This is a genomic window from Gemmatimonas sp. UBA7669 (genome assembly GCF_002483225.1).
Classification (GTDB): Bacteria; Gemmatimonadota; Gemmatimonadetes; order Gemmatimonadales; family Gemmatimonadaceae; genus Gemmatimonas.
The window spans coordinates 98,600-125,442 of record NZ_DLHL01000051.1; the positions used below are offsets into that span (position 1 = coordinate 98,600).

At 64.7% G+C, this 26,843-nt stretch carries 32 protein-coding genes; 11 read left to right on the top strand and 21 right to left on the bottom strand.

Features of this window, described 5'->3' with window-relative positions:
• The first annotated feature begins 19 nt into the window (after window positions 1-19).
• The 4 genes from B2747_RS14515 (at window position 20) to B2747_RS14525 (ending at window position 3,364) form a co-directional block, all read left to right on the top strand.
• Window positions 20-1,345: a 6-bladed beta-propeller gene (locus tag B2747_RS14515; RefSeq protein ID WP_291162399.1), complete on the top strand. Its 1,326-nt coding sequence runs from the start codon at window positions 20-22 to the stop codon at window positions 1,343-1,345.
• A gap of 115 nt (window positions 1,346-1,460) precedes the next feature.
• A complete protein-coding gene (locus tag B2747_RS14520) occupies window positions 1,461-1,601 on the top strand; it encodes a hypothetical protein (protein ID WP_291162403.1) in 141 nt (46 codons plus the stop codon).
• 516 nt (window positions 1,602-2,117) lie between these two features.
• Window positions 2,118-2,537: a D-Ala-D-Ala carboxypeptidase family metallohydrolase gene (locus B2747_RS20160; RefSeq protein WP_343125908.1), complete on the top strand. Its 420-nt coding sequence runs from the start codon at window positions 2,118-2,120 to the stop codon at window positions 2,535-2,537.
• Window positions 2,534-3,364, top strand: a complete 831-nt coding sequence (locus tag B2747_RS14525) for a hypothetical protein (protein ID WP_291162406.1) — start codon at window positions 2,534-2,536, stop codon at window positions 3,362-3,364. Before B2747_RS20160 ends, B2747_RS14525 begins: the two co-directional genes overlap by 4 nt.
• A gap of 75 nt (window positions 3,365-3,439) precedes the next feature.
• On the opposite strand, the gene B2747_RS14530 is transcribed toward B2747_RS14525, so the two are convergent.
• Window positions 3,440-3,586 carry a hypothetical protein gene (locus tag B2747_RS14530; protein ID WP_291162409.1) on the bottom strand — a complete coding sequence of 49 codons (147 nt, stop codon included), beginning with the start codon at window positions 3,584-3,586 and terminating at the stop codon, window positions 3,440-3,442.
• A 113-nt stretch (window positions 3,587-3,699) separates the two neighbouring features.
• Between B2747_RS14530 and B2747_RS14535 the strand changes: the two genes are divergently transcribed.
• On the top strand, window positions 3,700-4,200 hold the full coding sequence (locus tag B2747_RS14535) for a hypothetical protein (RefSeq protein ID WP_291162412.1): 501 nt from the start codon (window positions 3,700-3,702) through the stop codon (window positions 4,198-4,200).
• Between the two features lie 6 nt (window positions 4,201-4,206).
• Here the strand turns inward: B2747_RS14535 and B2747_RS14540 are convergent, their stop codons facing one another.
• Together B2747_RS14540 and motA are read right to left on the bottom strand one after the other, a co-directional pair.
• Window positions 4,207-5,076: a flagellar motor protein MotB gene (locus B2747_RS14540; protein ID WP_291162415.1), complete on the bottom strand. Its 870-nt coding sequence runs from the start codon at window positions 5,074-5,076 to the stop codon at window positions 4,207-4,209.
• 3 nt (window positions 5,077-5,079) lie between these two features.
• Entirely contained in the window at window positions 5,080-5,937 is an 858-nt protein-coding gene (motA, locus tag B2747_RS14545; RefSeq protein WP_291162417.1) for a flagellar motor stator protein MotA, read from the bottom strand.
• Between the two features lie 21 nt (window positions 5,938-5,958).
• On the opposite strand from motA, the gene B2747_RS14550 reads away from it, so the two are divergent.
• Window positions 5,959-6,705 (top strand): hypothetical protein, encoded by a 747-nt coding sequence (locus tag B2747_RS14550; protein ID WP_291162421.1) that lies wholly within the window; start codon window positions 5,959-5,961, stop codon window positions 6,703-6,705.
• Window positions 6,706-6,719: 14 nt separating this feature from the next.
• On the opposite strand, the gene B2747_RS14555 is transcribed toward B2747_RS14550, so the two are convergent.
• The 9 genes from B2747_RS14555 to B2747_RS14595 are packed head-to-tail and all read right to left on the bottom strand — an operon-like array spanning window position 6,720 to window position 13,111.
• A complete protein-coding gene (locus tag B2747_RS14555; RefSeq protein ID WP_291162423.1) occupies window positions 6,720-6,965 on the bottom strand; it encodes a carbon storage regulator in 246 nt (81 codons plus the stop codon).
• 5 nt (window positions 6,966-6,970) lie between these two features.
• Entirely contained in the window at window positions 6,971-8,419 is a 1,449-nt protein-coding gene (gene flgK / locus B2747_RS14560) for a flagellar hook-associated protein FlgK (RefSeq protein WP_291162425.1), read from the bottom strand.
• 1 nt (window position 8,420) lies between these two features.
• Window positions 8,421-8,933, bottom strand: coding sequence for a flagellar protein FlgN (locus B2747_RS14565; RefSeq protein ID WP_291162428.1), 513 nt, complete (start codon window positions 8,931-8,933; stop codon window positions 8,421-8,423).
• Window positions 8,934-8,965: 32 nt separating this feature from the next.
• Complete coding sequence (locus B2747_RS14570) at window positions 8,966-9,313, bottom strand: rod-binding protein (RefSeq protein WP_291162431.1); 348 nt, start codon at window positions 9,311-9,313, stop codon at window positions 8,966-8,968.
• Complete coding sequence (locus B2747_RS14575; RefSeq protein ID WP_291162434.1) at window positions 9,310-10,383, bottom strand: flagellar basal body P-ring protein FlgI; 1,074 nt, start codon at window positions 10,381-10,383, stop codon at window positions 9,310-9,312. The genes B2747_RS14570 and B2747_RS14575 overlap by 4 nt, the downstream gene beginning before the upstream one ends.
• Complete coding sequence (locus tag B2747_RS14580; protein ID WP_291162436.1) at window positions 10,380-11,051, bottom strand: flagellar basal body L-ring protein FlgH; 672 nt, start codon at window positions 11,049-11,051, stop codon at window positions 10,380-10,382. Before B2747_RS14580 ends, B2747_RS14575 begins: the two co-directional genes overlap by 4 nt.
• A gap of 22 nt (window positions 11,052-11,073) precedes the next feature.
• Entirely contained in the window at window positions 11,074-11,610 is a 537-nt protein-coding gene (flgA, locus tag B2747_RS14585; protein ID WP_291162438.1) for a flagellar basal body P-ring formation chaperone FlgA, read from the bottom strand.
• A gap of 11 nt (window positions 11,611-11,621) precedes the next feature.
• Window positions 11,622-12,410, bottom strand: coding sequence for a flagellar basal-body rod protein FlgG (flgG, locus tag B2747_RS14590; RefSeq protein WP_291162441.1), 789 nt, complete (start codon window positions 12,408-12,410; stop codon window positions 11,622-11,624).
• Window positions 12,411-12,430: 20 nt separating this feature from the next.
• Window positions 12,431-13,111, bottom strand: coding sequence for a flagellar hook-basal body protein (locus tag B2747_RS14595; protein ID WP_291162443.1), 681 nt, complete (start codon window positions 13,109-13,111; stop codon window positions 12,431-12,433).
• Window positions 13,112-14,132: 1,021 nt separating this feature from the next.
• Between B2747_RS14595 and B2747_RS14600 the strand changes: the two genes are divergently transcribed.
• Both B2747_RS14600 and B2747_RS14605 read left to right on the top strand, forming a co-directional pair.
• A complete protein-coding gene (locus tag B2747_RS14600; RefSeq protein ID WP_291162446.1) occupies window positions 14,133-14,564 on the top strand; it encodes a hypothetical protein in 432 nt (143 codons plus the stop codon).
• Entirely contained in the window at window positions 14,561-15,721 is a 1,161-nt protein-coding gene (locus tag B2747_RS14605; protein WP_291162449.1) for a hypothetical protein, read from the top strand. The genes B2747_RS14600 and B2747_RS14605 overlap by 4 nt, the downstream gene beginning before the upstream one ends.
• A 27-nt stretch (window positions 15,722-15,748) precedes the next feature.
• Here B2747_RS14605 and B2747_RS14610 read toward each other — a convergent pair whose 3' ends face one another.
• From B2747_RS14610 to B2747_RS14645, 8 genes are read right to left on the bottom strand one after another with little or no spacing between them, the layout of a single operon-like run.
• Window positions 15,749-16,162, bottom strand: coding sequence for a hypothetical protein (locus B2747_RS14610; protein WP_291162452.1), 414 nt, complete (start codon window positions 16,160-16,162; stop codon window positions 15,749-15,751).
• 2 nt (window positions 16,163-16,164) lie between these two features.
• A complete protein-coding gene (locus B2747_RS14615) occupies window positions 16,165-16,920 on the bottom strand; it encodes a FliA/WhiG family RNA polymerase sigma factor (RefSeq protein ID WP_291162455.1) in 756 nt (251 codons plus the stop codon).
• A gap of 32 nt (window positions 16,921-16,952) precedes the next feature.
• A complete protein-coding gene (locus B2747_RS14620) occupies window positions 16,953-17,822 on the bottom strand; it encodes a MinD/ParA family ATP-binding protein (RefSeq protein ID WP_291162458.1) in 870 nt (289 codons plus the stop codon).
• Window positions 17,823-17,857: 35 nt separating this feature from the next.
• Window positions 17,858-18,724, bottom strand: a complete 867-nt coding sequence (locus B2747_RS14625; protein WP_291162461.1) for a hypothetical protein — start codon at window positions 18,722-18,724, stop codon at window positions 17,858-17,860.
• On the bottom strand, window positions 18,717-20,810 hold the full coding sequence (gene flhA, locus B2747_RS14630; RefSeq protein WP_291162464.1) for a flagellar biosynthesis protein FlhA: 2,094 nt from the start codon (window positions 20,808-20,810) through the stop codon (window positions 18,717-18,719). Before flhA ends, B2747_RS14625 begins: the two co-directional genes overlap by 8 nt.
• A gap of 19 nt (window positions 20,811-20,829) precedes the next feature.
• Window positions 20,830-21,927 (bottom strand): EscU/YscU/HrcU family type III secretion system export apparatus switch protein, encoded by a 1,098-nt coding sequence (locus B2747_RS14635; protein WP_291162467.1) that lies wholly within the window; start codon window positions 21,925-21,927, stop codon window positions 20,830-20,832.
• A 2-nt stretch (window positions 21,928-21,929) separates the two neighbouring features.
• On the bottom strand, window positions 21,930-22,778 hold the full coding sequence (locus B2747_RS14640; RefSeq protein WP_291162470.1) for a flagellar biosynthetic protein FliR: 849 nt from the start codon (window positions 22,776-22,778) through the stop codon (window positions 21,930-21,932).
• Window positions 22,779-22,800: 22 nt separating this feature from the next.
• Window positions 22,801-23,070, bottom strand: a complete 270-nt coding sequence (locus B2747_RS14645; protein ID WP_291162473.1) for a flagellar biosynthetic protein FliQ — start codon at window positions 23,068-23,070, stop codon at window positions 22,801-22,803.
• A gap of 291 nt (window positions 23,071-23,361) precedes the next feature.
• Here B2747_RS14645 and B2747_RS14650 point away from each other — a divergent pair, with 291 nt between their 5' ends.
• Window positions 23,362-24,144 (top strand): carboxypeptidase-like regulatory domain-containing protein, encoded by a 783-nt coding sequence (locus tag B2747_RS14650; RefSeq protein ID WP_291162475.1) that lies wholly within the window; start codon window positions 23,362-23,364, stop codon window positions 24,142-24,144.
• A 51-nt stretch (window positions 24,145-24,195) separates the two neighbouring features.
• Here B2747_RS14650 and B2747_RS14655 read toward each other — a convergent pair whose 3' ends face one another.
• Window positions 24,196-24,912, bottom strand: a complete 717-nt coding sequence (locus tag B2747_RS14655; protein WP_291162477.1) for a response regulator transcription factor — start codon at window positions 24,910-24,912, stop codon at window positions 24,196-24,198.
• A gap of 393 nt (window positions 24,913-25,305) precedes the next feature.
• On the opposite strand from B2747_RS14655, the gene B2747_RS14660 reads away from it, so the two are divergent.
• Both B2747_RS14660 and B2747_RS14665 read left to right on the top strand, forming a co-directional pair.
• Window positions 25,306-26,547: a trypsin-like serine peptidase gene (locus B2747_RS14660; protein ID WP_291162480.1), complete on the top strand. Its 1,242-nt coding sequence runs from the start codon at window positions 25,306-25,308 to the stop codon at window positions 26,545-26,547.
• Entirely contained in the window at window positions 26,544-26,837 is a 294-nt protein-coding gene (locus B2747_RS14665; protein WP_291162483.1) for a carboxypeptidase-like regulatory domain-containing protein, read from the top strand. The genes B2747_RS14660 and B2747_RS14665 overlap by 4 nt, the downstream gene beginning before the upstream one ends.
• Window positions 26,838-26,843: the final 6 nt, after the last annotated feature.

Genomic DNA, 26,843 nt, shown 5'->3' on the forward strand with positions numbered 1-26,843 from the left:
CCAGCGGCCGATCGTTGGCATGAGTAAGTTGGATGCGGAGCTGCCGAAAGGTGCCGATCACGCGACCGGGAGCAGCGTAGCATCGAGACTCGAAATCATGACGCGCCGACGCGCCCTGGGCATCGTTCGTCAATGTCTGATATCTGCAGGACTCTTGGGATGCACCACGGTGGTGGTGAATGCTCAGGGTTCTATTCGTGTGGTCCAGCCACAGGAGTACAAGAAGGAAGCAAGGGCGACTCCACCGGACGGCGCGTCGTGGTTTCTCACCGCCATCAATGATCTCGCCGTGGACAGCGCAGGTCGGATCTATGTTCTGGAGCGGTCCGACCAGACCATTCGTGTCTTCAGTCCTTCTGGCAAGCACCTGAAGGCGCTCGGTCGTCGCGGAGATGGTCCAGGCGAGTTTCGCAATGCTCGGGCGCTTGTCGTTCGCTCGGGTTCATTGTGGGTGCTGGATTACGGCAACTCGCGCGTAACGGCATTTGGTCTTGCGGGTACCACCGTTCGCACGTTCTCACTGAATCCGGCGGTTCGTGGCGTTGCGTCCGTTGCCGGCGTTACAGCTCGTGGCTTTCTGGTCTACGTCAACAATCAGGGAGCAGCGGAGGCCACTTCTCAGGCGCTTGGTGGTCAAGCTCCAGCCTTGTTCGTCAGCACTGATTCGCGTGGACAGGTACTCGACACGGTTGCCACGTCCTGGGAAAGGAGACAAACGCTTCGCTTCAGCGTCATTCCAGCTGACATCAAGACAACACGCAGTGCCGGGCAGGTGAATCGCGCGCAGCCGTTTGTCCAACAAGCCCACTGGGTAATGAGCGGAGATGGAGTAGCTCTTGTCACCCTTGGTCCAGTCTCGTTCAGAGGGCTCGGTTCCGAGGAGCTCCGGCTCAGCTATCTGTCGCTGACCGGTGACACACTCAAGTCCAAACGTGTCGATCTCCCGCGCTTTCCGCTAACTGATCGTGATGTCAACAAGCTCGTCGATTCACTGGCAATGCCGTTTCTCATCAAGGGGAATATTCGCGTGCAGGGTGACCGACGCATGATTCGAGACTCTCTGGTGCGTACCAGCTATTGGCCATCAACTTCCAGCATGCTGATGGGCGAAGACGGCTCGCTGTGGCTCAAGTCGCCGCGGCCGAGCGGCGAGGGCGGTGACACCTATTGGGTGCTCAGCAAAGAGGGCGAGACCGAGGCCCGTGTGACATTGCCCAAGGGATTCCGCCTGGTTCGCGCGTCTCGCGCTGAAGCATGGGGCTGGAGTACAGATGAGGACGGTTCTCCAGTAGTCGAGCGCTATCGCTTGTCGAAGCCAATTGAAGCCGCCGCATCACGAAGGTAGTGAGTCTGTGACTCAGCAGTCGCTCAATAGCACTTCCGCAGCGGCTGCGCGATGGTGTAGACGAGCGAGTCCGCCTTTTGAGCCGCGAAGGCTTCCTCGTGGGCTGTACGCCACCGTGCTGCTGCTGGCCGATGCTTACGAGAATGCCGACTGGCCGCTGGTGGACACGCTATCGGGCAACATGGAGCTTCCGTCGCTGTATGCCGAGGCGGTGCACTGGGCCAATACGCGACTGGCGGCGGTGACGGCGCGGTAGGAAATCTCGAGGAGAATGAAGTGAAAGGGCCGGATGCGTCCTGTAAGGGCCGACTAAGGACTTGCGCGGATAGGCTGGGAAGAGCTAGCCTGGCCCTACTGGCCTTGTGACCAGCTTCACTTGGCAATTGTGGACCTATTCAACGAGGTAAAGTAGATGGCCACCCGAGTTTGGCTACTGATTGCACTACTGGTGAGTGGGTCTGCCGCGTGCTTCGATAACGCGGAGATCACCCGACCGCCCCTCAGCAATCCAGGCGAATTGACTTCAGCTCACACCACAGTCACATGTGACAGCGGGTGGGTAGAAAACGGAAGTGGTGGATCAATTTGCAACGGTACCGTTGAGATGTGCTCTGACGGGTGGTACAACTTCCACGGAACGTGTGAAGGATATGATCCTGGAGTTGATCCATGCTTTCCGTATGAGTGCGGTGGAGGCGGGACGGGAGGTGGTGGGGGTGGCGCGCCCGCATGCAACGATGAACGAGATACGATGATCGGTGAATACAACAGCATGGCGCCTGGGCTCCCAACGCCTTCCTGCGGATCGTTTACTCGCACATCGTCAAATCCCTACTATGGATACTCGCAACTGACGGTTAACAGTCCACACAGTTGGGCAATCATTAGGAGCCCGTTGCAGATAGGTTCTAACGCGACCTACGGACTGGCTCGGTGGATTGTCGAGATCGATGGAGTTCCCCGCACCCTCAACAGCGTATATCGATGCCCGCACAAGAACGCGCAGGTTGGTGGTGCTCCGAGCAGCCGGCACATGGCTGGTGATGCCGTAGACCTTGACGTTTCGAGCAACGGGTACGACGAGTGGAAGGTGTATGCTGACGCAGCGTGGCGAGCAGGGGCATCCTATGTTGAACCTACCAACCTACCTTGCGGAACCAACTGTACCCATGCCGACTGGAGAAATCGATGATGCTTACCCTATCCAGCCGTGCTGCGTACGCAGTTCTGGTATCACTTCTTCTGGCTGCAACTGCACAGTCGCAGAACACAAGTGCCAAGCTGGACGGTAGATCGACCCGTTCCCTTTCCGTGAGTCTGTTGGTTGACCAGTTCAGCAGCAGCAAGCAGAGCACGCGAATCCATGCATTCTACACCTTGCTTGGAGCCGGCGCCTTTAGTGGTCCGGGTGCGCCGGAAGCCGCATGGAGAGCGGCGATGGCGCGTGCGCCTGAAGAAGAGCGGCGAGCGCGCGAGGCGGTTGTATCCCTTCTGAGTCGGGAACAGCGCTTTGTACGTGACACAAAAGTCCGCATCCAGTCGGAAATCTTCAGCAACTACTTCGGGGATCTGATCTGGATGGTGGCGGAGCTGCGGGAGCCGATCGCCGTGGATGTTTTGCTTGATGCACTTCCAACTGGCCATAACGCGGCTGTTGGGCTCGCACGGCTGGGCGAGCCCGCGCTCAATCGACTGCTCACCCTGAGTCGCTCCAATTCGGCGCCAGACAGAGAAAGGTCAGCTCAGGGACTGGCAGTGATGGCTTCAGAGGACGGTCGCAAGTGGATCCCCGCACTGCGACAGGTAGACGTTCGTGCGACCCTGCTTCGTTTGGGGACAGACGCAAACCCTTCGACGAGGCTCTTTGCCGCAACTGGCCTGGAGACTTATCGTGATGGGGAAGTGCGCGCTCTGTTCGCGCAGCTTGCCGCAGATTCCACCGATTGCACATCTGTTCAAGGGCGCCGCGTCTGTCCAGTACAGCGTCTTGCTCGGATTTGGCTGGAAAAGAATCGGTGATCTGCTGACCCATGTATAGATTGGCAGCTCGCTTTGCAGTGACGTTCAGTTGCTGTGGGGCGGGCTGTCCTCCCCTCAGTATCCCCTGTGCAGCGGCTGCGCGATGTTGGCGATGAGCGAGTCGGCCTTCTCCGCCGCGTCGCTACAGTGGGCCAATACGCGATTGGCGGCGGTGACGGCGCGATAGGGGCCGGCTTGAGTGGTACACACGGTCGCGGGCACGGCACTCTCAGCCCGGTGAAGGGTATCAGCGACTCTGCGTCAACCGCGACAAAGCCGGATCGTCAACCAACGACACCATGAATTGCTCCGATCGACTTCTATATGCGGCTGCGATGCTCGCCTCAGTGTCGGCTGCCGAGGCTCAACCAGGCGGCGGGCTGGCTCTTGGCGTTGGCATGCATCGAACGCGGGGCGGAACGTTTGAGGATCCGAACGGCATTTTGTTGGACGTTCTCGCCACCCGCGGTATCGTTCGCAAGCAGAATGTGTCGCTGACGCTTGGCGCAGGCGGAACACAGGTATTTGGCGATACCGCACCAGAATGTCTCATCACCGCCAGTGGGGGCTGCGCCCCAGACGGCGATACCCGCGGCCTCAACGCGCTACTTGGCGTGGCGGCCTTCGCAGGGCCAACAGAACTCAACATCGCCGTAGGCCCCGCCTGGTACTGGAACGACGGCGCGGCGCAGCGCGGCTCTCAATTCCGGTTTGACGTCCTGGACAAGGATGAGAAGATCGCGCTCGGCGCCATGGCGCGCGTGACGCTCATTCCCAGGAGTCAGGGTGTCCGCCGCGATATGTACGCCTTCGGGCTGTACCTGCGGTTCAGGTAGCCCGCTTCAGTACCCTTTCCGCAGCGGCTGGGCGATGTTGGCGATGAGCGAATCAGCCTTCTGCGCCGCGAGGGATTCCGCGTTGGGCGCCGTTTCCGGCGTGGCAGTGAAGGGCAGCAGAATGGAGATGCGGCGGTTGGCCGGGGCCATGGGGTCATTGAGCACACGCGGCTTGGTGTCGGCGTAGCCACGCACTTCCACCACACGATTGGCGGCCACACCGGTGCTTTGCAGCACGCGCCGCGCCGCATTGGCACGGTCGGTGGACAGCTCCCAGTTGCCGTACGCACCGTCGCTGCCATACCGAGCCCCGTCGGTGTGGCCTTCCAGCACGATCTTGTTCTCCATCTCGCGCAGCTCGGCGCCCACCAGCTGCAGGGTGAGCATGGTGGCGGCGTTCATCTTGGCCGAACCAATGGGAAAGTACACGTCGCCCTTGCCCGACTCGATGAGCTCGATGCGCAGCCCCTCGTTGGTGACCTGCACATCCACCACCGCATTGAGCTTCTTCAGCGAATCGTTCTCGGCCAGCTTGTCGAGAATGCTGCGGCGCAGCGTCTCGAAGGTGCGCTGCTCGGTGGTGCGCACGATCATGCGCATGGGTGTCTTCTGGATGGCTGACGGCGAGCTGCCGCTGGACAGCGGGCTCGAACCGGCGCCAAAGCCCTTCTTGTAGCCCACGGGATTGGCGAAGTAGCCCTCGATGGCCTGCTTGGTCTTGTCGTCCATGCCGAGGATCCACATCACCATGAAGAAGGCCATCATGGCCGTCACGAAGTCGGCGTAGGCCACCTTCCAGGAGCCACCATGATGGCCCCCGCCGCCCACGATCTTCTTCTTGACGATGACGACCTTCTTGCCGCCGCGAGCCGCCATGACTTAGGCCGCCTTCTTGCGCGTGAGTTCCTCGAGCTCACTGAAGCTCGGACGCTCGTGCGGCTCGATGTTGCGGCGCGAGAACTCCACGGCCGTCATGGGCGCATCACCACGCGCAAACGACAGCAGCGCGGTGCGGATGCAGAGCATGTAGTCGTGTTCGGCGTGCAGACGGGTCTCCATGGCCTTGGCCAGGGGACCGAACACGCCATAGGCGAGCAAAATGCCGAGGAAGGTACCGACGAGGGCGGCAGCCACCTTTTCGCCGATTTCGGAGGCTGCGCCACCGATCGAGCCCATGGTGATGATCACGCCGAGCACGGCGGCCACGATGCCGAAACCGGGCATGGCGTCACCCACCGTGGTGATGGCGTGCGGCGCCAGCATGGCCTCGTGGTGGTGCTTCTCGAGATCGACATCGAGGATGTCGGCCAGATTGTGGTCTTCCACCGTGCCGGTGAGCAGCACCTTGAGCGTGTCGCAGAGCAGCGAGACGGCGTGGTGGTTGGCCATGAACGACGGGTACTTCTGGAAGATGTCGCTGGACTCGGGATTCTCGATGTGCGCCTCGAGGCCCACGAGGCCGTCCTTGCGGGCCTTCTGGAAGACCTCGTAGAGTACCTGCAGCAGCTCGGCGTAGGCCTTGGCTCCGTAGGGGTTGGGCTTGAGCAGGCCGAGCATCTGACTGACACAGGCCTTCAGCACCGCCGGGGGGTTGCCGATGATGAGCGTGCCCAGGGCCGCGCCGCCGAGGATGATGAACTCGTTCGGCTGGATGAGCACGGCGATCTTGCCATGGTGCATGACATAGCCACCGATGACAGATCCAAAGACGACGACGAGGCCGATGATGACAAACACGCGAGAGGATCCCGGGTGCGGGTGAACGAATCAGTGAGTGCCGATGCGGCGCGTGGCGCGCAGGGCGGCTTCGCGAGGCAAAGCCGCACCACGGCGGCCGGCGTACGTCGCTGGCTCTCCGTGCATGACGAGTTGCTGGGTGGCGTGGCACATACCCTCAGCAACCGGCTGGGCACCCTCGAGGCGCTCATCGGACTGCTTGATGCAGGTATCATGCCGGACCAACGGCTGGTGGGCGGTCTGCGTGACGATGCCGTGCAACTCGACGGCCTGCTGCAGACCCTTCGGCAGCTGCCCCAACGGGACGAAGCCGGCGTGGAGCCCATGCTGCTCGGTGACGCTGTCGATCTGGCCCGGCATCTGGTGCGGGAGCACCCGCGTTTCCGGCCCGGCGACCTGCATGGCGAACTGCGTGTCGAGGCCCGCGGTGATGTGCTGCCCGTGCGTGCTGACCCGCAGGCGGTCGCTCATGCCGCCGTTGTTGCCGTCCTGGCGGCAGGACGTGCCGGGGGACCGGTCGTGGTGACGCTCGAGACGGTCGGCGACACGGTGCAACTGCGTGTCGACATCGGGGCAATTCCGGAGCACACGCAGGACGGCCTCGAGCGGGCTGAGCCCGATGTCGAGACCGAGGCCGAGACCGGAATCGAAGCCGATGTCGCGGCGATCGCGTGGCTGCTGGAGTCCAGCAACGGGCAAGTCTTGCGCGAGGGCAGGATGTTGGGCTTCGCGCTCCCAACCCTGGCGGCCAGTCGACGCGCCCGCTGAGGGCTCCGGCATCATCAGGCGCTCGGCTTGACGGGTGCGCCGAGGCCGAGCGACGCCATGAACTCGGGGCTCACCGGCGCCGTGGCGGCCCGCTGGTTCTCCTTGGCCACCTGATCGGCGATCTCGCCACGCAGGATCTTGACCGACCCCGGCGCTTCGATGCCGATGCGCACGCCGCCGCGGTCGCAGGAGACCACGACAATGCGAATGCCGCCGTCGATGAGAATGGATTCGCCTTCGCGGCGTCCGAGAATGAGCATCGCGATCAGACCAGGTTGAGCAGCGTGTCGAGCATTTCTTCGGCGGCCTTGATGAGCTTCGTGGCCGCCTGATAGGACTGCTGCACGCGCAGCATATTGACCAGTTCTTCGTCGGTACTGACGCCGCTGACCGATTGGCGACGACGCTCCGCCTGTTCCACGAGCGTGGCGGTCACGCCCGCCTGGTCGGTGGCCGACTGCGTCTGGATGCCGACGCGTGTGACCAGGCCGCGGAAGAAAGTCGAGAAGGAACCCGTTTCGGTGGCACCGTTCGGGCCCGTGTAGGTGACGGTGTTGGGGCTGATGCGCAGCGACGCGAGCCCCTGCGCGACCGTGTTGTCCGACGGGCCACTGATGGAGCCGCTGGCCGAGATGTTGCGCGGGTCGGCCAGGATATCGGCGTGCAGGCGCAGGTTGGACGCGCGCACTGGTACCGCAACCGTGGCCGGTTGAAAGAAGTTGCCGGCGGCGGTGCCCGGCACGGTGCCTGTCGGAAACAGGTAGCCCGTGCTGTGCACGTTATTCACGGCCGTCACCAACTGATCGGCCATGGCATCGAGCCGTGTGCGCGAGGCCGGGATTTCGGTGTTGAGGAAATCGACCATCGCGCCCAGTTCACCGCTCAAGGGCGCGAGTCGGTCGGGATTCGAGCCCAACCGGATGCGCACCGGCACGTCCGTGACCGGGAAGGTCGGCGTCGGGGTGATGGTCTCGTAGTTCACCGACAGCGGCGTGGCCGAGTCGCCTTCGACCAGCACCGAGTTGCCGATCTGCACGGTGACGCTACCGTTGGCCTGGTTGATGACCCGCGTCCCCGCCACGCGCGAGAGTTCGTCGAGCTTGAGGTCGCGCATGTCGCGGAGATCGTTGGCCATATTGCCATTCGATTCCGACGACACGATGCGCACGTTGAGCTCGGCCACCTGCTGGGCCAGCGAGTTGATATTGCCGACCGCGTTGCTGAGTCGCTCGAGATTCGACGTGCGCAGCGTGGTGAGCTGCGTATCGAAGTCGTTGAACATCTGCGAAAGCTGTCGGCCGCGCTGCTGCACGACGGCGCGTGCGGCAAGACTGCCGGGCTGCGCCGACAGGTCGCTCCAGCTGTTCCAGAACTGATCGAGCGCGTTGGCCATGCCCGCATCATTGGGCTCGCCGAACACGGCCTCGAGCTGCGAGAGCAGATCGCGACGCATGCCGGCATCGCCGTCGAGTCCTGTCGCCGAGCGGAAGGCGTCGTCGAGCAGGATGTCGCGCTTGCGGATGATGTTGGTGACACTCACGCCGGTGCCGACGGCCCCGTACGTGAAGTTGACCGGGGTGTTGGCAGCGAGCTGTGCTTCCTGGCGCGAGTAGCCCGGCGTCTCCGCGTTGGCGATGTTCTGCGAGATCGTCTGGAGCGCGGTCTGATGCACGAGCAGGGCCGAGCGGGCGACGCTGAACACTCCGGCGTTCATGTCACACCGCCCGGTTGAAGAGCACGCCGCGCGGCGCGCCCGGCGTGGTCGGGGCAAGCCCCTCGGCGCCATAGGTGGAGGGCGCCACGGGTGCGCCAACGAGCGTGCGCACGTGCTGATCCGTGTTGGACAGCGCTTCGCGCAGCAGCTTGCGGTTCATGCCCACTTCGCGTGTGAGCACGTCGGCGGCCTGCTGGAGGCGCACACGGGCGTCGCGGAAGCGGTCGTCCACCTGCGCACCGAGGAGTTCTTCGAGCTCGCGCAGTGTGCAGTCTTCACTGCCACCCAGCAGCACGTTGAGCTGGCGGCGGCGCTGACGCGCCTGGCCGAGCGTGGCGAGAATGCGATGCGTGGCGAAGGTGCTGTCGTCGACACCCTGGATGTCGTCGCTGGCCACGGCCGCGCGCTGGCGACGCATCTGCGCGATGAGATCATCGAGCAGTCGCCGCTCGCTGACGAGCGCGTCGTGGAGTGTGTCGAGCAACGCCGTGGATGGCACGGCGGGGCGGGACACGGATTCTGGAGCGTAGAGTGTCGTCGGCGACATCAGCGGGATTCGGAAACGGGGGGCGACACGGTGGACGAAGCGGCCGGCAGGCGGCCGCGCAACTGACGGTACAGCGCCTCCGCCATGCCGCCCTCCCACTGCGTGGGAGTTTCGGCAGCTAGGTGCTGATCCATGAGGCTTGTGAACATTTCTTCGCCGGCCCCGCCTGAAACGATTCCTTCCTGCTGCGGAACAGTTTCACGCATGACCTTGAACAGTTGCTGCACAAAGAGCCCTTCGAGCTGCTTCGCGGACTGGCGGAGCTTCTCGTCTTCGCTCTGGGCCGGGCCGGGCTGCGTGCCCGACATCGGCCCGGCAACGGGTCGGTTGGCGATGGGGGAGATCACCGAACGATGACCTCGGCGGTGAGGGCGCCGACTTCGCGCAGTGCGGCGAAGATGGCGGCGATCTCGTTGGCGGGCGTCTGCACAGCGTGCAGGGCCGTGGCCACGCGCTGCACCGGAATGCCGGCGGGCAGTCGCACGCTGCCGGGAATGGCGGCGGTGTCATCATCGGCGAGCTTGCCGATGGACAGCGTGATGGCGCCGTGGCTCACGGTCGCGGCGCCGACAATCATGTCGCCGCCGGCCACCACGGTGCCGTCCTTGCCATCGATGATGAGACGGGCGCGCGATTCCGGTGCAATGCCCAGGTCTCGAATGCGCGCCATGGCCACGGGCTTCTGCACCGAGTCGGCCAGCGTCACGAGCACCGAGCCTTCGTCTTCCACCACCGCGGTCTTTTCGCCCATGGTGGCGTTGATGGCGGTGGCGATCTTGGTGGCGGTGCCCAGGTCGGGCTCCCGCAGGAAGAGGCGCGACGTGGCGGCCATGGTGGGGCGCGGCAGGTCAGCCTCGAGCACGCCGCCCGTAGGAATGCGGCCGTTGGTCTCGTGCGAGGGCATGTAGCGCGTGGCCGTGCCCCCGTCGCTGATCATGAGCGTGCCCTGGGCACTGGCGAGCGGCGGGCCATTGGGGTCGGCCACGAGCGGCGTCATGAACAGCTGGCCGCCGCGCAGCGAACGCGCGTCACCGATGCTGGAGACATGCACTTCGAAGCGGCCGCCCGGTCGCAGATAGGGCGAGACTTCCGCGGTGACGAGCACCGCCGCCACGTTGCGCATGCGGATGAGATCCGCCGGTACTTCAATGTTGAAGCGACGCAGGATGTTGACCACGCTCTGCACCGTGGGGCCGGCGGACTGGCCGCCGATGGCGCGATCGCCGGTGTTGTCGAGACCGATGGCGAGGCCGTAGCCCACGAGGCGCACCGGGAGGGCACCCTCAGGCGAGGTGAGGTCGCGAATCTTGACGTCGTTCTGTGCGAACGAGGTGGTGGGCAGCAGGAGCAGCAGCAGCGCGGCGATGGCGAGTGCGCGCAGCGCGGGCGCGGCGAACCGGTATGCAATCGCGTTCACGGCCAGATGGCTCCGATGATCTTGGTGATGAGGCCCTGCTTGGGCTTGCCCAGCGGGCCGGGTGAGGCGTAGCCCAGCTGCGCGTCAGCGACTCGGCTCGATTCGATGACGTTGGTGACGGACACATCCTGCGCGCGCACCCAGCCGGTGAAGACGATGTCCTGCTTGGCCTTGTCGACGTCGATGACCTTGGTGCCCTTGATCTGCAGCAGACCGTTCTGACCGAGGGCCACGATGCGTACGCTCATTTCGTTCTGAAAACGATTTTCACGGCGCGCCTGACCCCGCTGCTGTTGATCGGCGCTGTTGCGTGTGTCGAGGCCGACGCTCTGCGACTCGCCGGGGGTGCGGACATTGGCGCCGAGACCGCGGGTGCGGTTGTCGGTGGCAATGTTCTCCTTGACGGCGGTGGAAATGGTGTAGTCGTCGATGAGCACCGTGATGATGTCGCCCACCGCGAACTGCCGGCGATCCGAGACCCAGGACGTGCGAGCGGGCGTGGCCGGCGCGTTGCTGCTGCCGTTCGCCGCGCTCTGCTGCGTGCTCTGCTGTGTGCCCGTGGCGGGCTGCGCGGGCAGCCAGCTTGGCGTGGCCAGCACGGCGGCCATGCCCATGAGCCAGAGGGCGGCACCGGCAAGCAGCGGTCGGGATGTGGATGCAGACATCATGTGTGGACTCTCGAGAAAAGACTCAGCGGAGACGAACGAGATTGGGGCCGACGGCCACCCCATCGAGGCGACGTGAGCGATCGATGCGGACGCCGACGGTGCTGCCAAGGGCGGCGGTGTTGGTGGCCACACCCGTGAGCACAAGGCGCAGGGCACCGTCCTGCCAGATGGCGGTGACGGGCTGGCCACCGGTGATGGCGGCCGGCGGCGACACGGCGGGCGCGCGCAGTACTTCGCCCATGGCAATGGGACGGCGTGTCACCCAGCCCGGCTGCGCCGGCGTCGTGTCGGGCGCCGCACTCCATCGCCAGGTGATGACGGTGTCGAGCCGCGCGATGTCTTCGGCGCGCAGGGCTTCCCCGCGGGCAATCGCGCGCGTGGCCACCGTGTAGGTGACGCGGCGCTGATCGCGGGCCAGAGGTGCGCTGTCGCGAACGCTGTCGCGTACGATGTCGCCAGCGGCTGCCGTCGGATTCTGCGCGCGCAGCACTGCCGCGCTGCCGAGCAGCAGCGCGAGCAGGATGAACGAACGGGAAGCCAGGAGCAGCACGGGCGACATGATGACGCGACTCAGCGGGTGATGTTGTTGGCGATCTGACCCATCTCGTCGGCCGTCTTGATGGCCTTGGAGTTGATTTCGTAGGCACGCATGGCGGCGATCATCTCCACCATTTCCTGCACGATCTCGACGTTCGAGCCTTCGAGACTGCCCTGCTGCAGGCGGCCCATGCCGTCTTCGTTGGGGAAGCCGATGACCGGCTGACCCGAGGCCGTGGTGGGCGCGAGCAGGTTCTGCCCGAGATTGAGCATGCCCGACGGATTGGCGAAGCGCGCCAGCTCGAGGCGGCCGACTTCCGTCGGCAGCAGATCGGTGCCGCGCTTGACGCTCACCACACCGGAGACGGAGATGGTGAGTTCCGACGAGTCGACAGGAATGCGAATGGGCGGCTGCACCGTCTGGCCGCCGCTCGTCACGAGCACGCCCTGATCGGAAATCTGCAGGCTGCCGTCACGCGTGTAGGCCATCTGTCCGGTGGGCAGCTGGACCTGCAGGAATCCGTCGCCTTCGATGGCGATGTCGAGGTTGCGTCCCGTCTGTTCGATGGGACCCTGCTCGTGCAGGCGCTGGACGCTGGCGAGCCGCGTGCCACGTCCGACCTGAATGGCGGGCAGCGTTTCGGCTTCGGTGCCACCGATGATCTGCGTGCCCTGCACGGTCTGATACAACAAGTCCTCGAAGTGCGCACGGCTCCGCTTGAAGCCGGAGGTGTTCACGTTCGCGAGGTTGTTGGCGATGATTTCGGTGCGCGTGGTCTGCGCCTTCATGCCGGAGGCGGCTGCGCGAAGTGCTGGATCCATGGTCGTGTTTCCTGTTGGCCTTAGACGGGACGAGCGAGGTCGGTCACGGCGATTTCGCGTGCCGCGTCGAGGTTGGTGAGGACCTTCTGCGCGGCGCTGTAGCGGTGCAGCACGCTGATCATGTCGGTCATGGCCGAGAGCGTGTTGACGTTCGACTCCTCAACGAAGCCCTGCTTGACGCTGCGTTCGTTGGCGGGCACGACCTGGCGCGAGGCGTCGGGCACGAAGTGCGTGCCGCCCTCGTGCTGGAGGTCGCTGCCGGGCGCGACGCGCTCGACCTTGAGGCGCTGCAGCGGCTTGCCATTCACACTCACCTGCCCGCTGGCGTCGATTTCGAGCTGGCCGGTGGGGATGGTGATGCCGTTGCCGTCTTCGCCGAGCACGAGGTTGCCCTTGGCGTCGACGAGCTGGCGATCGGGGTTGAGCTGGAAGGTGCCGTTGCGCACGAAGCGCTCACCGCCGGGGGTGCGGACCACGAAGAACCCGTCGCCCTCGATGGCGAGGTCGAGCGGGTTGTGGGTCTGCGTGAAGGATCCCGCCTCGAGATTGACGGCAGTGTCGGTGGCGGCGAGGGCGTTGTCCCTGAGCCGCGCAAACGCCACCTCGGCTTTGAAGCCGCGGGTGGAGGCGTTGGCGAGGTTGTTGGCGAGCACGGCCTGGCGGCGTTCCAGCATCTGGAGCGCGGCGGCGGCGGAACTCATACCGTTGGATTGGACGGGACCTGGCATGTCGGGACCGGAAAAGGGACACGAACTCGCCAGCGTTAAAAGCATTGGTCGTGCCACGGTGGCGCGGCGCGCTCAGAAATTCACAAGGTGTTATATTTCAATGACTTGGGCGTTTAGCCGGCAAATCGTGCCTGCTCCGGCGGTCCGGCGATTGGCGGAAAATGATGCCGGGCGGGGGGGTGGGCGGTCGGAGTTGCCGCGAGCGTCCGTATCTTAGTTCAATCCACCGCCCGTTGGTCCGTTTCCTTTAAGGGCTTGTATGGTCCGGCTTCCCTTGCGTGCTGTGGTCAGCGTCGCCCTTGCCGCCTGCAGTACCGGTGCCGATCCCGCTCTGCGTGACCCATGGACCTGGCGCGACCTGCCGGAGCCCACGCCGGTTTCGCTTAGCACGGCCGGCTCCCTGAAGGTGACACCCCTCGGAACCTTTGGTTCGGATGCCGGGGCTGGAATGCTTGGGGCGATAACGGCTGTGGCTGCGACCGACCACGAGTTGTTCGTATTCGATCGGTCGACGTGTGAAGTGGTGGTGTTCGCGCGATCAACACGCACGGTGACGCGTCGCTTCGGCCAGTGTGGGCGCGGGCCGACCGATATGGAGTTCGCGACTTCCATGACTATTGTGAACGACACGTTAATACTGGCAGATAGGCAAGGTTTATCTCTGAGCTTGTGGAGTACTGCAGGCAACCCCCTGCGTACAAGTCGGTTCTCCCTCTCCGATTCTGCGTCGTCGCGCACGATCTCCGTCTCACCGGTTGGACCTGACAGGCTTGGCATCACTGTTGAAATCCTGCCGAACGGTGGTAGTCGAAACGGGCGGATCTATCGTGCGCAAGGTGCCGCGCACTTTCGCGTGATCGACTACTTCGGTCGACAGGTTGAGCCAGGGCTGTTCGTGGACGGAGACGGCCCCGAAAGGCAGACACAAGGACTATTCCGCTCTCTCCTCACGTGTGCTTCAAAGGATCGACGCGGTGCACCGTATGTCGCGTCCATGAGTATGTGGGTACCACAACTCAGCATCGTCTCGCTCGAAAGCGCGGTCCATGCCATTCGTATGAATGTGCTCCTCACTGATCTGCCGCTCAGGCCCCAGAAGAGCGAACGCACTCCCAATTCGTACAATCAGGGAGGTTTCACGCGGGCGGCCTGCGACCCTGAGAAGGTGGTGGCGAGCGTGACCATGGACAGTACCGGTGCCGAACTGGATCGCACACTCACCTTGGTGGCGGTCGATCTGCTACAGCACAAGCTGTATGCCACGCGCGCCAAGCGACAAGACACCGAGTGGTTTGGCATTGTGAGTGCCATTCACGGTCAAAGCGCGTTCATCGTGCAGCACACGGTTGCGGACTATCCGCGGGTGTACGAAGTCCGACTTGACCTGCGCGACGTAGATCAGACGAGTTCGGCAGCGCGACTATGAACGCAGTTCCCGGTCGCGCAGTGATCTGCATCGTGCTTGCCGCCTGCACATCTGGTGCCGACCCAGCGGTGCGGGACCCCTGGACCTGGCGTGATTTGCCGGAACCCACGCCGGTTTCGCTCAGTACGGCCGGCACGTTGAAGGTGACGCCTCTCGGGACCTTCGGTTCGGATACCGGCTCGGCGATGCTCGGGGTCATCAGTGCGGTGGCTGCGACGGACAAGGAACTGTTCGTGTTTGATCGTTCGACCTGTGAGGTCGTGGTCTTCGCGCGGTCTACGCGCAGCGTGACACGTCGATTCGGACGATGCGGACGCGGCCCGACGGATATGGAGTTCGCAACTTCGATGGCAGTGTCGAACGACACTCTCGTCCTGACAGATCGGGCGGAAGAGTGGATGGCGCTTTGGAGCACCAGCGGACAACCGTTGGGAACCAATCAGCTCAGTCTGGCCGATTCTGCCTGGCTCAACGCGTTCTACATTTCTTCAATCGATTCCGGACGATACGGCATTTCAGTTGATCTTCTGTCAAATCGAGGCACACCGAACGGAAGGCAGTTTCGCGGACAAGGAGCGGCACATTTTCGCATTGTAGATCGGTCAGGTCGACAGATACAGCCCGGTCTGTTCGTGGATGGACAAGGACCTGAGCGCCAGACAGAGGCGCTCCACCGAGGGCTTGCGACCTGCGCGTCCGTTGACCGAAAGGAAAAACCCTACGTCACCTCGATCAACGGGTGGGTTTCGCAGCTGGCCACCGTGTCGCTAGAAAACGAGGAGCGACCTGTACGCTTCAACCATGTCTATCGGGATTCTCCGATTCGGCCGAAACCCAAGGCCAACTCGAACGGCACTTTCGTCAAAGGAGGCATGTCAGCGATCGTTTGCGATCGGGACCGTGTAATTGCGAGCATGCTGATCGACAGTTCATCAACCATTGGTGAACGACAGGTGACTTGGCTGATGGTAGAACTGGAGGATTTCGAGACTTTCACGGCCAAGGGCACCGTCAGGGACACCGAGTGGTTCGGCGCTCCAAGTGCAATTCGTGGCAACAGCGCCTTTGTCGTCCAGAATCACGTTGCTGACTATCCGCGCGTCTTCGAAGTGCGCATCGAGACCGGCGCACACAACGAAATGCGGGTTCGTCCGTGAGGACAGGGGAACGGCGGCTCGTTTGTATTACCGCGCCGCCACCGCCGGGCCACCCAGTTCGAGCAGCATGGCCACTGCATCCACCGGCAGGCCCGTCTTCCATGCGATTTCGGTGGGCTCGGCACCAGCCGCCGCGAGTGCCTGCACCGCACGCGGCGTGCGCGCGGCACGGCCGGTCATCTTCACGGCCGGCAGGTTGCCGGTCACGGGACGCGTAGCCAGCGACGAGCGAGTGCTGCGTGCGCGACGCGCCGTGATGGCACGCGACATCGCGCGCACCCCGAGGCTCAACACCCAGAGCAGCAGGCCCGCCGCCACCGCGGCGCCGGCATACAGCTTGTACATGAGGGGCACGGCCGGCGAAACCGCCGCGGCGCCCACCACCAGACCCACCAGCGTCACCAGCAGGCTGAGAGCCACGAGCTTGAACGTCTCCCGCATGTTCAAGCCACCTGATCGCGCAGCGGCTTGAGCTCCACGCGCAACTTGCTGAGGGCCTTGCTGCGAATCTGCGACACGCGCGACTCGGTGAGCTCGAGCACCTTGGCAATCTCGTGCAGCTTGAGCTCTTCGAAGTAATACAGCGACAGCACCACGCGCTCCTGCTCCTTGAGACGCAGAATGGCGTCCTTGAGGTGCGACACTTCCTGCTCGTGCGTGAGGCTGTCCTCGACGCCCTGCTCGTCATGCGACGTCAGCGTTTCCGCCGGCACGGGCGTGGTGTTCTCGCGCTCGCCGGGCGCGCGGTCGAGCGGAATGTGGTGCGCGCCTTCCACGTCGGCCTGCCAACGCCACAGCGTGCCCATGTCCACCCCCAACTGCTCGGCCAGCTCACGGTCTTCCGGCGCGCGACCATGCAGACGCTGGAAGCTCTCGCGTGCGGCACCAATTTCGCGCGTCTTGCGGCGAATGCTGCGTGGCACGTGATCCTGCTTGCGCAGCTCGTCGAGAATGGCGCCGCGGATGCGCGGAGCGGCAAAGGTACTGAAGGCCAGGCCGCGCGCGGCGTCGAAGCCCTCGAGCGCGGTCATGAGGCCGATCGTGCCGGCACTCACCAGCTCGTCGAAGTCGGCCCGCACGGCCAGGGTGCGCGAGACCTGTCGCGCCACGTGATGCACCAGTCCGAGATGCTCCTCGAGGAGACGGTCACGGGCCATCTGATTGCCGGCCTGATACGATTGCCAGAGCTTCGCATGCATGGCGGATCCTGCAGAGGTCGCGAGAGTCACGATCAGACACCAGAACGGGAGGGGGAGCGAACTGACAGGGCGCGCATCACGACATCGTGAGCAGCAAGCGCCGCTGGGGAACCAGCCGCCGCGTCGGGGAAAGGCATGCCCCGGCGAAGTGCGGCGTCGAGCGTAGGATCGGCCGGAATGGCTCCGGCCAGGCGCAGCGAAAGTCCAAGGAACTGACGGGCACCGGCATCGATGGCGTCGAAGCAGCGGGCTGCCTCGCTCCCCTCATGCCGATTGACGAGCACGTCCACCGGAAGGGCACGGTGCCGGGTGTGCACCGCCTTGCAGAGGGCATAGGTGGCGGCCAGGGCCACCGGGTCACTGCCGGCCGAGACGGCCACGAGGCGTTCGTTGGCGTGCGGTGCGATGGCGGCGAGCACCGGATCGAGGCGCGCGCCACAGTCCACCACCACCAGATCGGCCTGTTCGGTCAGCGGTGACAGACGACGCATGCAGGCGCGGCGCTCCGCAGCCGTGATGGCCACAGCCGTCGCACCGTCGGCGTCTGCGCCCTGGCGCGGCGCACCGCCGGCCACCAGCGTGAGAGTACTGCTGACGGGAGTGGCCACCTGCGATGGCGTCACGCGGCCGCCACGCAGATCGGTCCAACTGGCCTGTGGTGTCACACCGAGAGTCATGGCCAGCGGTCCCACAAAATCGTCGGCGTCCACGAGCAGCACACGCACGCCGTCGCCGGCAGCGGCCACCGCCAGCAGCGCCGAGAGCAGCGTGGTGCCCGAGCCGCCACGGCCACTGGCCACGAGCAGCGTGGGTGTGCCACCGGCCGACGGGTTGGTTGCCGCGATGCCATCGCGGCCCACGGCATCACGCAGCGCGTCAGCCTGCGACGGAGAGGCGGGCACGGTTCCGCGCGGAGGACTCATGAGTGAGGTGACCATCAGGCCGGCGTCCAGTCAGGCTCGGCGTCGGCCGAGAGACCCCAAGCGCGCAGCAAGCGCGGCACACCGGGCTTGAGATCGGCGGGCACGTCCTGTCCATCGGCCACCCAGCGCGTGGGCATTTCGAGCGACAGTGCGAGATCGGTGATGCCGGTTTCGCGTGGCACTTCGTCGAGCTTGGAGAGCACGAGATGTGTGGCGCCGCAGTGCGTGCGCGTGGCGCGATAGGCGCGGCCGATGTCGATGGCGAGGTCGGCGCGCAGCGAGGCCGGCAGCACGAGATGCACTTCGTCTGGCGCGATGGCGTCGAGCAGTGTGCGCCAGCGCTCGGTGAGCTCGGCGCTGGCCGGGCTGCGGCCCGGCGTATCGATGATGACGACATCGCAGTCGGCCGAGAGCCGCTTGATGGCGGCATCCACTTCGCGCGCGTCGTACACGACTTCGAACGGCACGTCGGCGAGTTCGGCATAGGTGGCGAGCTGCTCCATGCCACCCACCCGATAGGTGTCGATGGTAAGCAGACCAGGACGCGCGGCGCCAAACATGCCGCGGCGCACCGCGAGCTTCGCGGCCGTGGTGGTCTTGCCGGCACCCGTGGGGCCGACGAGGGCAATGCAGTAGGGGCGCCCGTCCGCCTTGCGCAGCACACGCGGCAGCGGTGCGGGCTCGAGACGTGCGCGCACGCGTTCCACGGTGGTGCTGGGTGCAGCCATGACTTCCACCATGGGCACGCCGGCATCACGCACGGTGCGCGTGTGCAGAATCATGACGTCGTCGCCGAGGGTGCGACGGGCGCGATCGGCGACGTGCGACAGGTCGGCGCCGCGGAAGCGCTCGAGAGCGGGATAGTTGGTGTACTCAGGCATTCGGCATCTCCCACGTGGCGACGCTGCTCAGGGTGATCTGGGCGGGCAGCTCGGCCAACGAGACCACGGGCAGGCTGGGCAACACCGGTTCGATCAGGCGTCGCACACCCACGCGCAGTGAGGGCGGTGTGATGAGCGGCAGCGGACGACCATCCACCGCATAGGTGGTGGCGAGGTTGTTGAGATCGCGCAGCATGCCGGCGAGAGACTCCGGCGTGAGCACGGGTGCGGCGGGGTTTGCGCTGCGCGGCGAGAAGAGGCCCACGAGCGCACTCTCGAGCCGTGCCCCGATGGTGATGCCCCGCACGGTGCCGGTGTTGTCGGCGAAGAGTCGCGCGATGACGTTGGTGAGCGCCTTGCGCACCACTTCGGTGAGCGCTTCGGGGTCCTTGGTGCTTTCGGCACCATCGCCCAGGGCTTCGAGAATGGTGACGAGATCGCGAATGGGCACGCGCTCGCGCAGCAGACGCTGCAGCACGCGGTGCAGCACACTGAGCGACACCTTGCCCGGGATGATTTCTTCCACGAGGGCGGGGTGCGACTTCTTGAGCGTCTCCACCATCTCCTGCACTTCCTGACGGCCAAGCAGTTCGGCGGCGCTGCCCTTGAGCGTTTCGAGCAGGTGCGTGGCGACAACGGTGGTCGGTTCGACCACGACGTAGCCGAGTGCTTCGGCCTCGCTGCGGCGTGCGGCGGCCACCCAACGTGCGGGCATGCCGAAGGACGGGTCCACGGTTTCCATCCCGTCGATTTCCGCGACCACGCCACCGGTGTTGAGCGCCATGAGGAAGCGCGGCAGCACTTCGGCGCGCGCCACTTCACTGCCACGCAGCTTGATGACGTACTCGTTGGCCGGCAGACGGATATCGTCGCGAATGCGGATGGGCGGCACGAGGATGCCAAGTTCGAGCGCGGCCTGCTTGCGCAGCAGCGAGATGCGCTCGAGCAGATCACCACCCTGGCCCTCGTCGACGAGCGGAATGAGCGCGTAGCCCACTTCGAGCTCGATGGGATCGATCTGCAGGAGGTCCTGCATGGGATCGGGCGCGGCGGGCGCGTCGGCGATCTCGGTGTCGCTGGGCACGGTGAGCAGCGCCAGTTCGGCGCGGCGCTTCTCGGCCTTGGTGGCCACCTGCGCCACGTAGGCGGCCACGGCCGCCATGGCGAGGAAGGGGAAGGTGGGCAGTGCGGGAATGAGACCGAAGGCGGCCAGCACACCGGCCACGATCCACATGGAACGCGGATGTGCGCCGAGCTGCTTGCTGAGCACCGCACCCATCTTGTCGGTGCTCGTGGCTGCGGTGACCATGAGGCCCGCCGCGGTCGAGATGATGAGCGCGGGCACCTGCGACACCAGGCCATCACCGACGGTGAGGATGGTGTAGGTGCTGGCGGCCTTGCCGATGTCCATGCCGCGCTGGATGACACCGATGAAGATGCCACCGACGACATTGATGATGACGACAAGGATGCCGAGGATGGCGTCGCCCTTCACGTACTTGGAGGCACCGTCCATGGCGCCGTAGAAGTCGGCGGTGCGCGCGATCTCGTCGCGGCGCTGACGCGCTTCCTTCTCGTCGATGAGGCCGGCCGAGAGGTCGGCGTCGATGGCCATCTGCTTGCCCGGCATCGCATCGAGGGTGAAGCGCGCCGCGACTTCGGCGATGCGCCCGGCACCCTTGGTGATGACGATGAAGTTGATGCCGATGAGAATCAGGAAGATGACGACGCCGACGGCGTAGTTGCCGCCGATGACGAACTTGCCGAACGCCTCGATGACCTTGCCCGCGTGCGCTTCGGTAAGAATGAGGCGCGTGGACGAGACATTGAGGCCGATACGGAACAGCGTCAGCAGCAGGATGAGGGCCGGGAAGCTGCTGAAGTCGAGCGGGTTGGTGGTGTAGAGCGCCACCAGCAGCACGGCCAGCGAGACACCGATGCTGGCGGCGAGGCAGAGGTCGAGCAGCGGTGCCGGCAGTGGCACCACGATGAGTGCCAGGATGAGCACGACGACCACGGCCACGCCGATTTCGGCAAGGCGGGCCTTGTTGGCACTGCCGGGCATGGGAAGCGCGGCGCTGGTCACAGTTCAGTCCTCAGCCGGTTCATGCCGCCGCCGTTCCGCGCCAGCCGTTGCCGTATCGCTGGCGCTGCCGCAGCACGAAGGCCAGCACTTCGGCCACCGCCAGATACATCTCCACAGGGATCATGGTGCCCACCTTGGCCACCTTGATGAGCGCGCGCGCCACCGGCTTGTTCTCGATGACGGGCACGCCGTGCTTGAACGCGAGTTCCTTGATGCGCTGCGCGATCTTGCGTTCGCCAAGGGCCACCACGTAGGGCGCCGGCGCGACGTCGGGATCGTACTTGATGGCGATGGCGATGTGCGTCGGGTTCACGATCACGACATCCGCCTTCTGGACCGCCGCAAACATCTGACGGCGAATGCGCTCACGCGCCACCTGACGGCGGCGACTCTTCACTTCCGCATTGCCTTCCTGCTGCTTGTGCTCATCCTTGACCTCCTGCTTGGTCATCTTGAGGTCTTCATTGGTCTTCCAGCGCTGGAAGCCGTAGTCGGCCGCGGCCAGCACGAGGAACATGATGCCGGCATTCTTGAGAATGGCCATGCCGTAGCGGCCCACCACATCGAGCAGCGCCGTGGGCGAAGACTCGAGGGCGAGGGCCTGAATGTCAGGCCAGGCGTTTTGCAGCGTGGCGTACACGGCGTAGCCCACGATGCCCATCTTGACCAGCGACTTGACGAGCTCCACCCACGACTGCTTGCCGAGAATCTGGCCGGCGTTCGAGAGGGGATTGAGGCGCGAGAACTTGGGCTCGAGGGTCTTGAGCGTGAACAGTCCACCAGTCTGCGCCGCCTGGATGGCCACGCCAATGACAGCCATGGCGCAGGTCACGCCGAGCATGGCCACGATGGTGCGGAAGCTGATCGTCTGCAGATGCGTGATCATGCCTTCGCCGCGAAGCACCGAGTCGCCGCTGGTGGCCAGCGTCTGCCCCATGGTGCCGACGAGGAACTGCCAGAGCTCTGGACCGGCAAAGCTGAAGACGAGAATGAAGCCGAGGAGAAAGGCCGCCGTGGCAAACTCGGGGCTCTTGGCGATCTGGCCCTTTTCGCGCGCTTCCTCGAGCCGTTTACCAGTCGGTTCTTCGGTCTTTTCGCCGGATTCGTTTTCCGCCATGGTCAGCGCCTCCCCGCCGGCACGGGCGCAGTGGTGGCACCCGGAGCGGGAGCCATCTGCGCGGCACGTGCAAAGGAGTCCATGGTGCGCGCGAACGGCTGCTGCCAATCGCTGAGCGCATGGGCGATGATGCCAACGGAGCCGGCAAACACGAAGAGGCCGAGTCCGATCTGCAAGGGGAAGGCGATGCTCATGACCTGCAGCTTGGGCGCGGCGCGGCCAAGCACGGCAAGCGCAATGTTTGCGAGCAGCACAGCGGCAATGACGGGCGCGGCAAACTGCACGCCGGCCGCGAAGATCTGCGAGGCGGCCTGGACCAGCACGAGAAAGCCCTGGTCGAGGGCCACCGGCGCGCCGAGCGGCAGCGCCACCAAGCTCATGGCGACGGCCTTGAGCATGAGAATGTGTCCGCCGCTGATGAGCAGCAGCGTGAGCGCCATCAACTGCATGAAGGGCCCCATGACGGCGCCCTGAGTGTTGTTGATGGGATCGAAGATCGCGGCGCCGGAAAGACCAATGGTGGTGGTGATGAGCTCACCGGCGAACTCCGCGCCGGCCACCACGAGTGCGGCGGCATAGCCGAGGGCAAAGCCCATGGCGGTTTCGGCGAGGAAGGTGGCCGGCGTGATGCGCAGCGAGGTGGTGTCGGTCGTAGCCAGCGCCGAGGGCAGCAGGATGACGGCAAACACCACAAGCAGTGCAGTGCGCAGCTGCATGGGCACGGTCTTGGCCGACCACGCCGGGGCAATGAGCAGCAGCCCGCCCACACGCAGCGCGGTGAGCACGAAGGCCGTGGCCACGCCGGGGGCGAAGAAATCGGGGAGACCGAAGAGCAGGCTGCCGTCGTTCACTGGGCGGTGTCCGGTCGGCGGCTCAGGCGACCATCGCGGGAATGCCGCGGATGATCTGGGTGGTGAACTTGATGAGGATCTGGAGCAGCCAGGGCATGCCGACGATGAAGGCGCCGCCGACGAGCACGAGCTTGGGGACGAAGGAGAGCGTCTGCTCCTGGATCTGCGTGACTGACTGGATGATGGAGACCAGCAACCCGATACCCAGCGCGATGAGCAGCAGGGGCGCGGCGACCATGAGGGCGGTCAGGATCGCGTCGCGGGTGAGGTCGATGACGAGTTGGTGAGACATCCGGTCGGTCTGAGAGAGGTGTGACGGGTCGACCGGACATAGAGCAGGGACTGTGCCAGCTTTTTCTGGCTTTGGTTTGATTGGCTAAGTTGTTGAAAGGATTAGTTTTGGGTTCTGAGTTCAGGTTTTGAGTTTTGGGTTTCTGGCCTCGTCAGGCGGCACGAATTGCCGGGGGCGAATTGTCGGCGGGATCACCAAATTGGTGGGCGGCAAGAATTGCACATCGCGGTCTGATGGGGGCCTGGAGTCGAACAGAAGCCGAAAATCGAGGATATGCCGCCGGGAGGCTACATGCTGGGGCGATGGATGCGTGCGCTGTGCCTCGGGATCCTGACGCCGATCGTGCAGCTGGCTGCCCAGTCTGACACGTCCGCGGTGCTCGAACTGCGGGTGCTCGACGCCAGCGATCAGGCGGTGGTCGGCGCCGAGATCCGCGTCGAGTCCTCGAGGGGCAGGACCGTCATGCTGAGGACGGACACCCTCGGGTTGGTACGCTTCTCGGGGCTGACGCCCGGGGCCCTGCAGGTGCAGGCACGCCGCCTTGGAATGGACCGGGCTCGCGTGACCCTGCGTGTGGCGTCGGGGCACAACACCTACAGCCTCAGGCTCGAATCGGCGGCCATTCAGCTGGTCGGGGTGCGCGTCGTCGGCGATCAGGTTGTCAGCCCGCGCCTCGACGATTTCGAACGGCGCCGCGCCAGCGGCGCGGCAAGCGCCGTCATCAGCCGCGAAGACATCGAGCGCGTGAATCCACCGCGCCTCTCGCGCATGCTGCGTGGACTGGGCGGGCTGCAGCTCGCGGACTCCTCGGGATCGATTGTCGCGGTGTCGAGTCGCGGAGCCAAGCCGTCGCGCGCTGCCGATCGCGTCGGATTCGGGCTGGTTCAGTGTGTCATGCGTGTGGTCATCGACGGCATCCTGATGCCGCCGCTGTCGAATATCGACGCCCTCGTTCCGGCTGATGTGCACGGCGTGGAAGTGTTCAACGGCCCGGCGCGTTTGCCGCCCGAGCTTGCGGGGCTGCGCACCGACAACTGGTGCGGCGTCATCGCCATCTGGACGCGCGCGCATTGAACGCGCATTGAACGCGCATTGAGCGCGCATTGAGCGCGCCCGGCTGCATTACTACGGCGAGGTCTCGCCCAATGGCAGGTGCAGCTGTGCGGCGGCAGCCCAGCGCCGCCGCACCTGCAGTTTTTCGAGGATGTTGTGCACGTGATGCTTTACCGTAGCCACGCTGATGTGCAGCGCGGCGCCGATTTCCTTGTTGCTCATGCCGCGGTCAACGAGCGCCAGCACCTGACGCTCACGCGCCGTCAGCCGCGTTGGCGTTGGCGTCGGTGTACTGTCTGATGCCGACGCCCTGACGGTGGATGACAATCCGGTGTGGGCGGCAACGCGCGCCGCGCGACGAAGCAGCGCCGCCGCAACGCGGGGCGAGCAGATCAGCTCGTCACGAATGACGCTGTCGATCGCGAGTCGCAGATCGGCAGGGCCGCTCTCACGCACGAGAAACCCGGCGGCTCCGGCCTCGACACATGCCAGCACGTCGGCCTCGTTGTCGTCCACGCCAAAGGCGATGATGCGGGCGCGCGGAAACAGCGCCGACACCTGACGCATGCGCTCGAGCATCTGCGGGCTGCCGATATCAGCAAGCACGACATCGGGCGCCGTGTCGGCCCAGTCGTCAGGCAGGGTCAGCGGGGAGGCGAAACGCACGGCGCTGAATCCCTCGCCGTCGAGCGCTCTGGCGATGGCATCGCGCAGCAGACGCACGGCGCTCAGCACCAGAATGCGTGGCGGTGCGCTCCGCTCCAGTTCGGCATCTCGCGAGAAGACCATAGGCAGATCCATGTGGCGTGCGCGGCATTGGACGCCAGGAACGTCGCAGGCATTGGCTCATGCAGCGGGCGCAGGCGCGCGTCCCAATATGGGCGCGACCGACATCGACGCCAGCAAAGAATGCGTCACACATCACAGCCGCGATGCAGATCCGGTGCACAACGATCCACACCTTCAGGATCAGTTCGCGCCTCAATCCAAATTGGTGCTTTCGGATCATGGTGACAGCGCAATGGGTGACGAATGTTGTCGGCCCACTCAATTCAAATCGGAGGCAGGATGGCCACTACCACTCGAACTTCGCGTACACATGAGGCTGTGAACTCCAATACCGTCGCGGAAGACGACGGCGGATCCGCTTTTGTCAGTACCGCAACCGCGACCGCACCCTCGATGAGTACGCCCACCAATCGTCTGTCCACGACCTTCGCGCAGATGACCGGTGAAACGGCTGAGGAGATCACCGGCAGCTACACACCACCGTCTGTCGAGTCTGGCGCGAAGACGGTCGATGATTCGGCCGCGCATCGACCCGTGTCGGGAACCGGCAACGCCACGGAATTCGATCCGGCGCCCACCTCAACCGAATCGATGGGTGAGGAGTCGGGACTGGAATCGGTGGAGGGCGTCGATGCGCGCGCGCTCACGGAGTCGCGCGTCATGGACGAGAGCGCAATCCCCGACGCGTTCACCGCGGATGCCGCACTCGATGACAAGGAATTCCTTCCCATTCTGACCAAGCTCGCGCCGGTGTTGTTGTCCACGGTGCTGCCGGTCATCAAGAAGCGCGTGCTCAATCGCCGCACATTGGGGCGCGTGGCCTCCGTGGTTGGCACGGCCACGAAGTTGCTGGGCGGCAAGGCGCAGGAAAGCGAAGCGGTGGAGTCCGATGAGGATCTCGAAGCTGAAATGGAGGCCGCGGCGGAACAGCTCGAGGTCATCATCGGCACCGACGATCGCACCCGCATTCGCAACACCACCGACATTCCGTGGCGGCGGATCTGTCATCTCACCATTCGCGCGCGCAATGGCTCGCAGTATGTTGGCACCGGTTTCATGATCGGCAAGCGCACGGTCATCACGGCCGGGCACTGCGTATACATCCACTCGGCAGGTGGCTGGCCCTCGTACATCGACGTGGCGCCTGGACGCAATGGCGGACTCCGCCCCTACGGCTCAGTGCGCGCGGTAACCTTCCGCTCGGTCACCGGTTGGGTGAGCAATTCGAGTCGTGACTACGACTATGGCGCGATCATTCTTCCCGCGAATACGCCCGCACCAATCCAGGCGCTTGGTGGATTCGGGTTCGGGCACTGGAACGATGCGTCGCTGCTCAATCGCATGGTGAACCTGTCAGGGTATCCGGGCGATGGTGGCAAGCTCGGGCCCGAACGGGAGACGGGCAGCCAATGGTGGATGGCCCGCGCCATCAAGTCGGTATCGGCGCGCAGCTTCGCGTATGACATCGATACGGTTGGTGGTCAGAGCGGCTCGCCCGTGTGGACGGTCATCAACGGTCAGCGCATTGCGCTGGGTATTCACACCAACGGTTACGTTGGTGGCAACTCGGCCACGCGCATCACGCAGCCGGTGTTCGAGAATCTCAAGGCCTGGCGGACGCAGGGCGGATCGTGAGTGATCCGGTATCATCGTCGCTGATGGACGACTCGCAACGAGCCGGCATGGTCATTGGCCGCGTTTTGGCTGATGGCCATGCCGCCGTGGAGGCGACGGTGATGATTGTCGAAGGCGACACGCCTCATCCGGACATTGCCTCCATCACTGATGAAACCGGCGCATTTCAACTCGGTGGTCTTGCGGCGGGTTGGTACAATCTCGAGGCCCGACTCGGGCCGTTCACCGGACGCCGCAGTGTGCAACTCGGCGCCGGTGAATCCGCATGGGTGGAATTTGAGTTGCGTTGAGTGCAC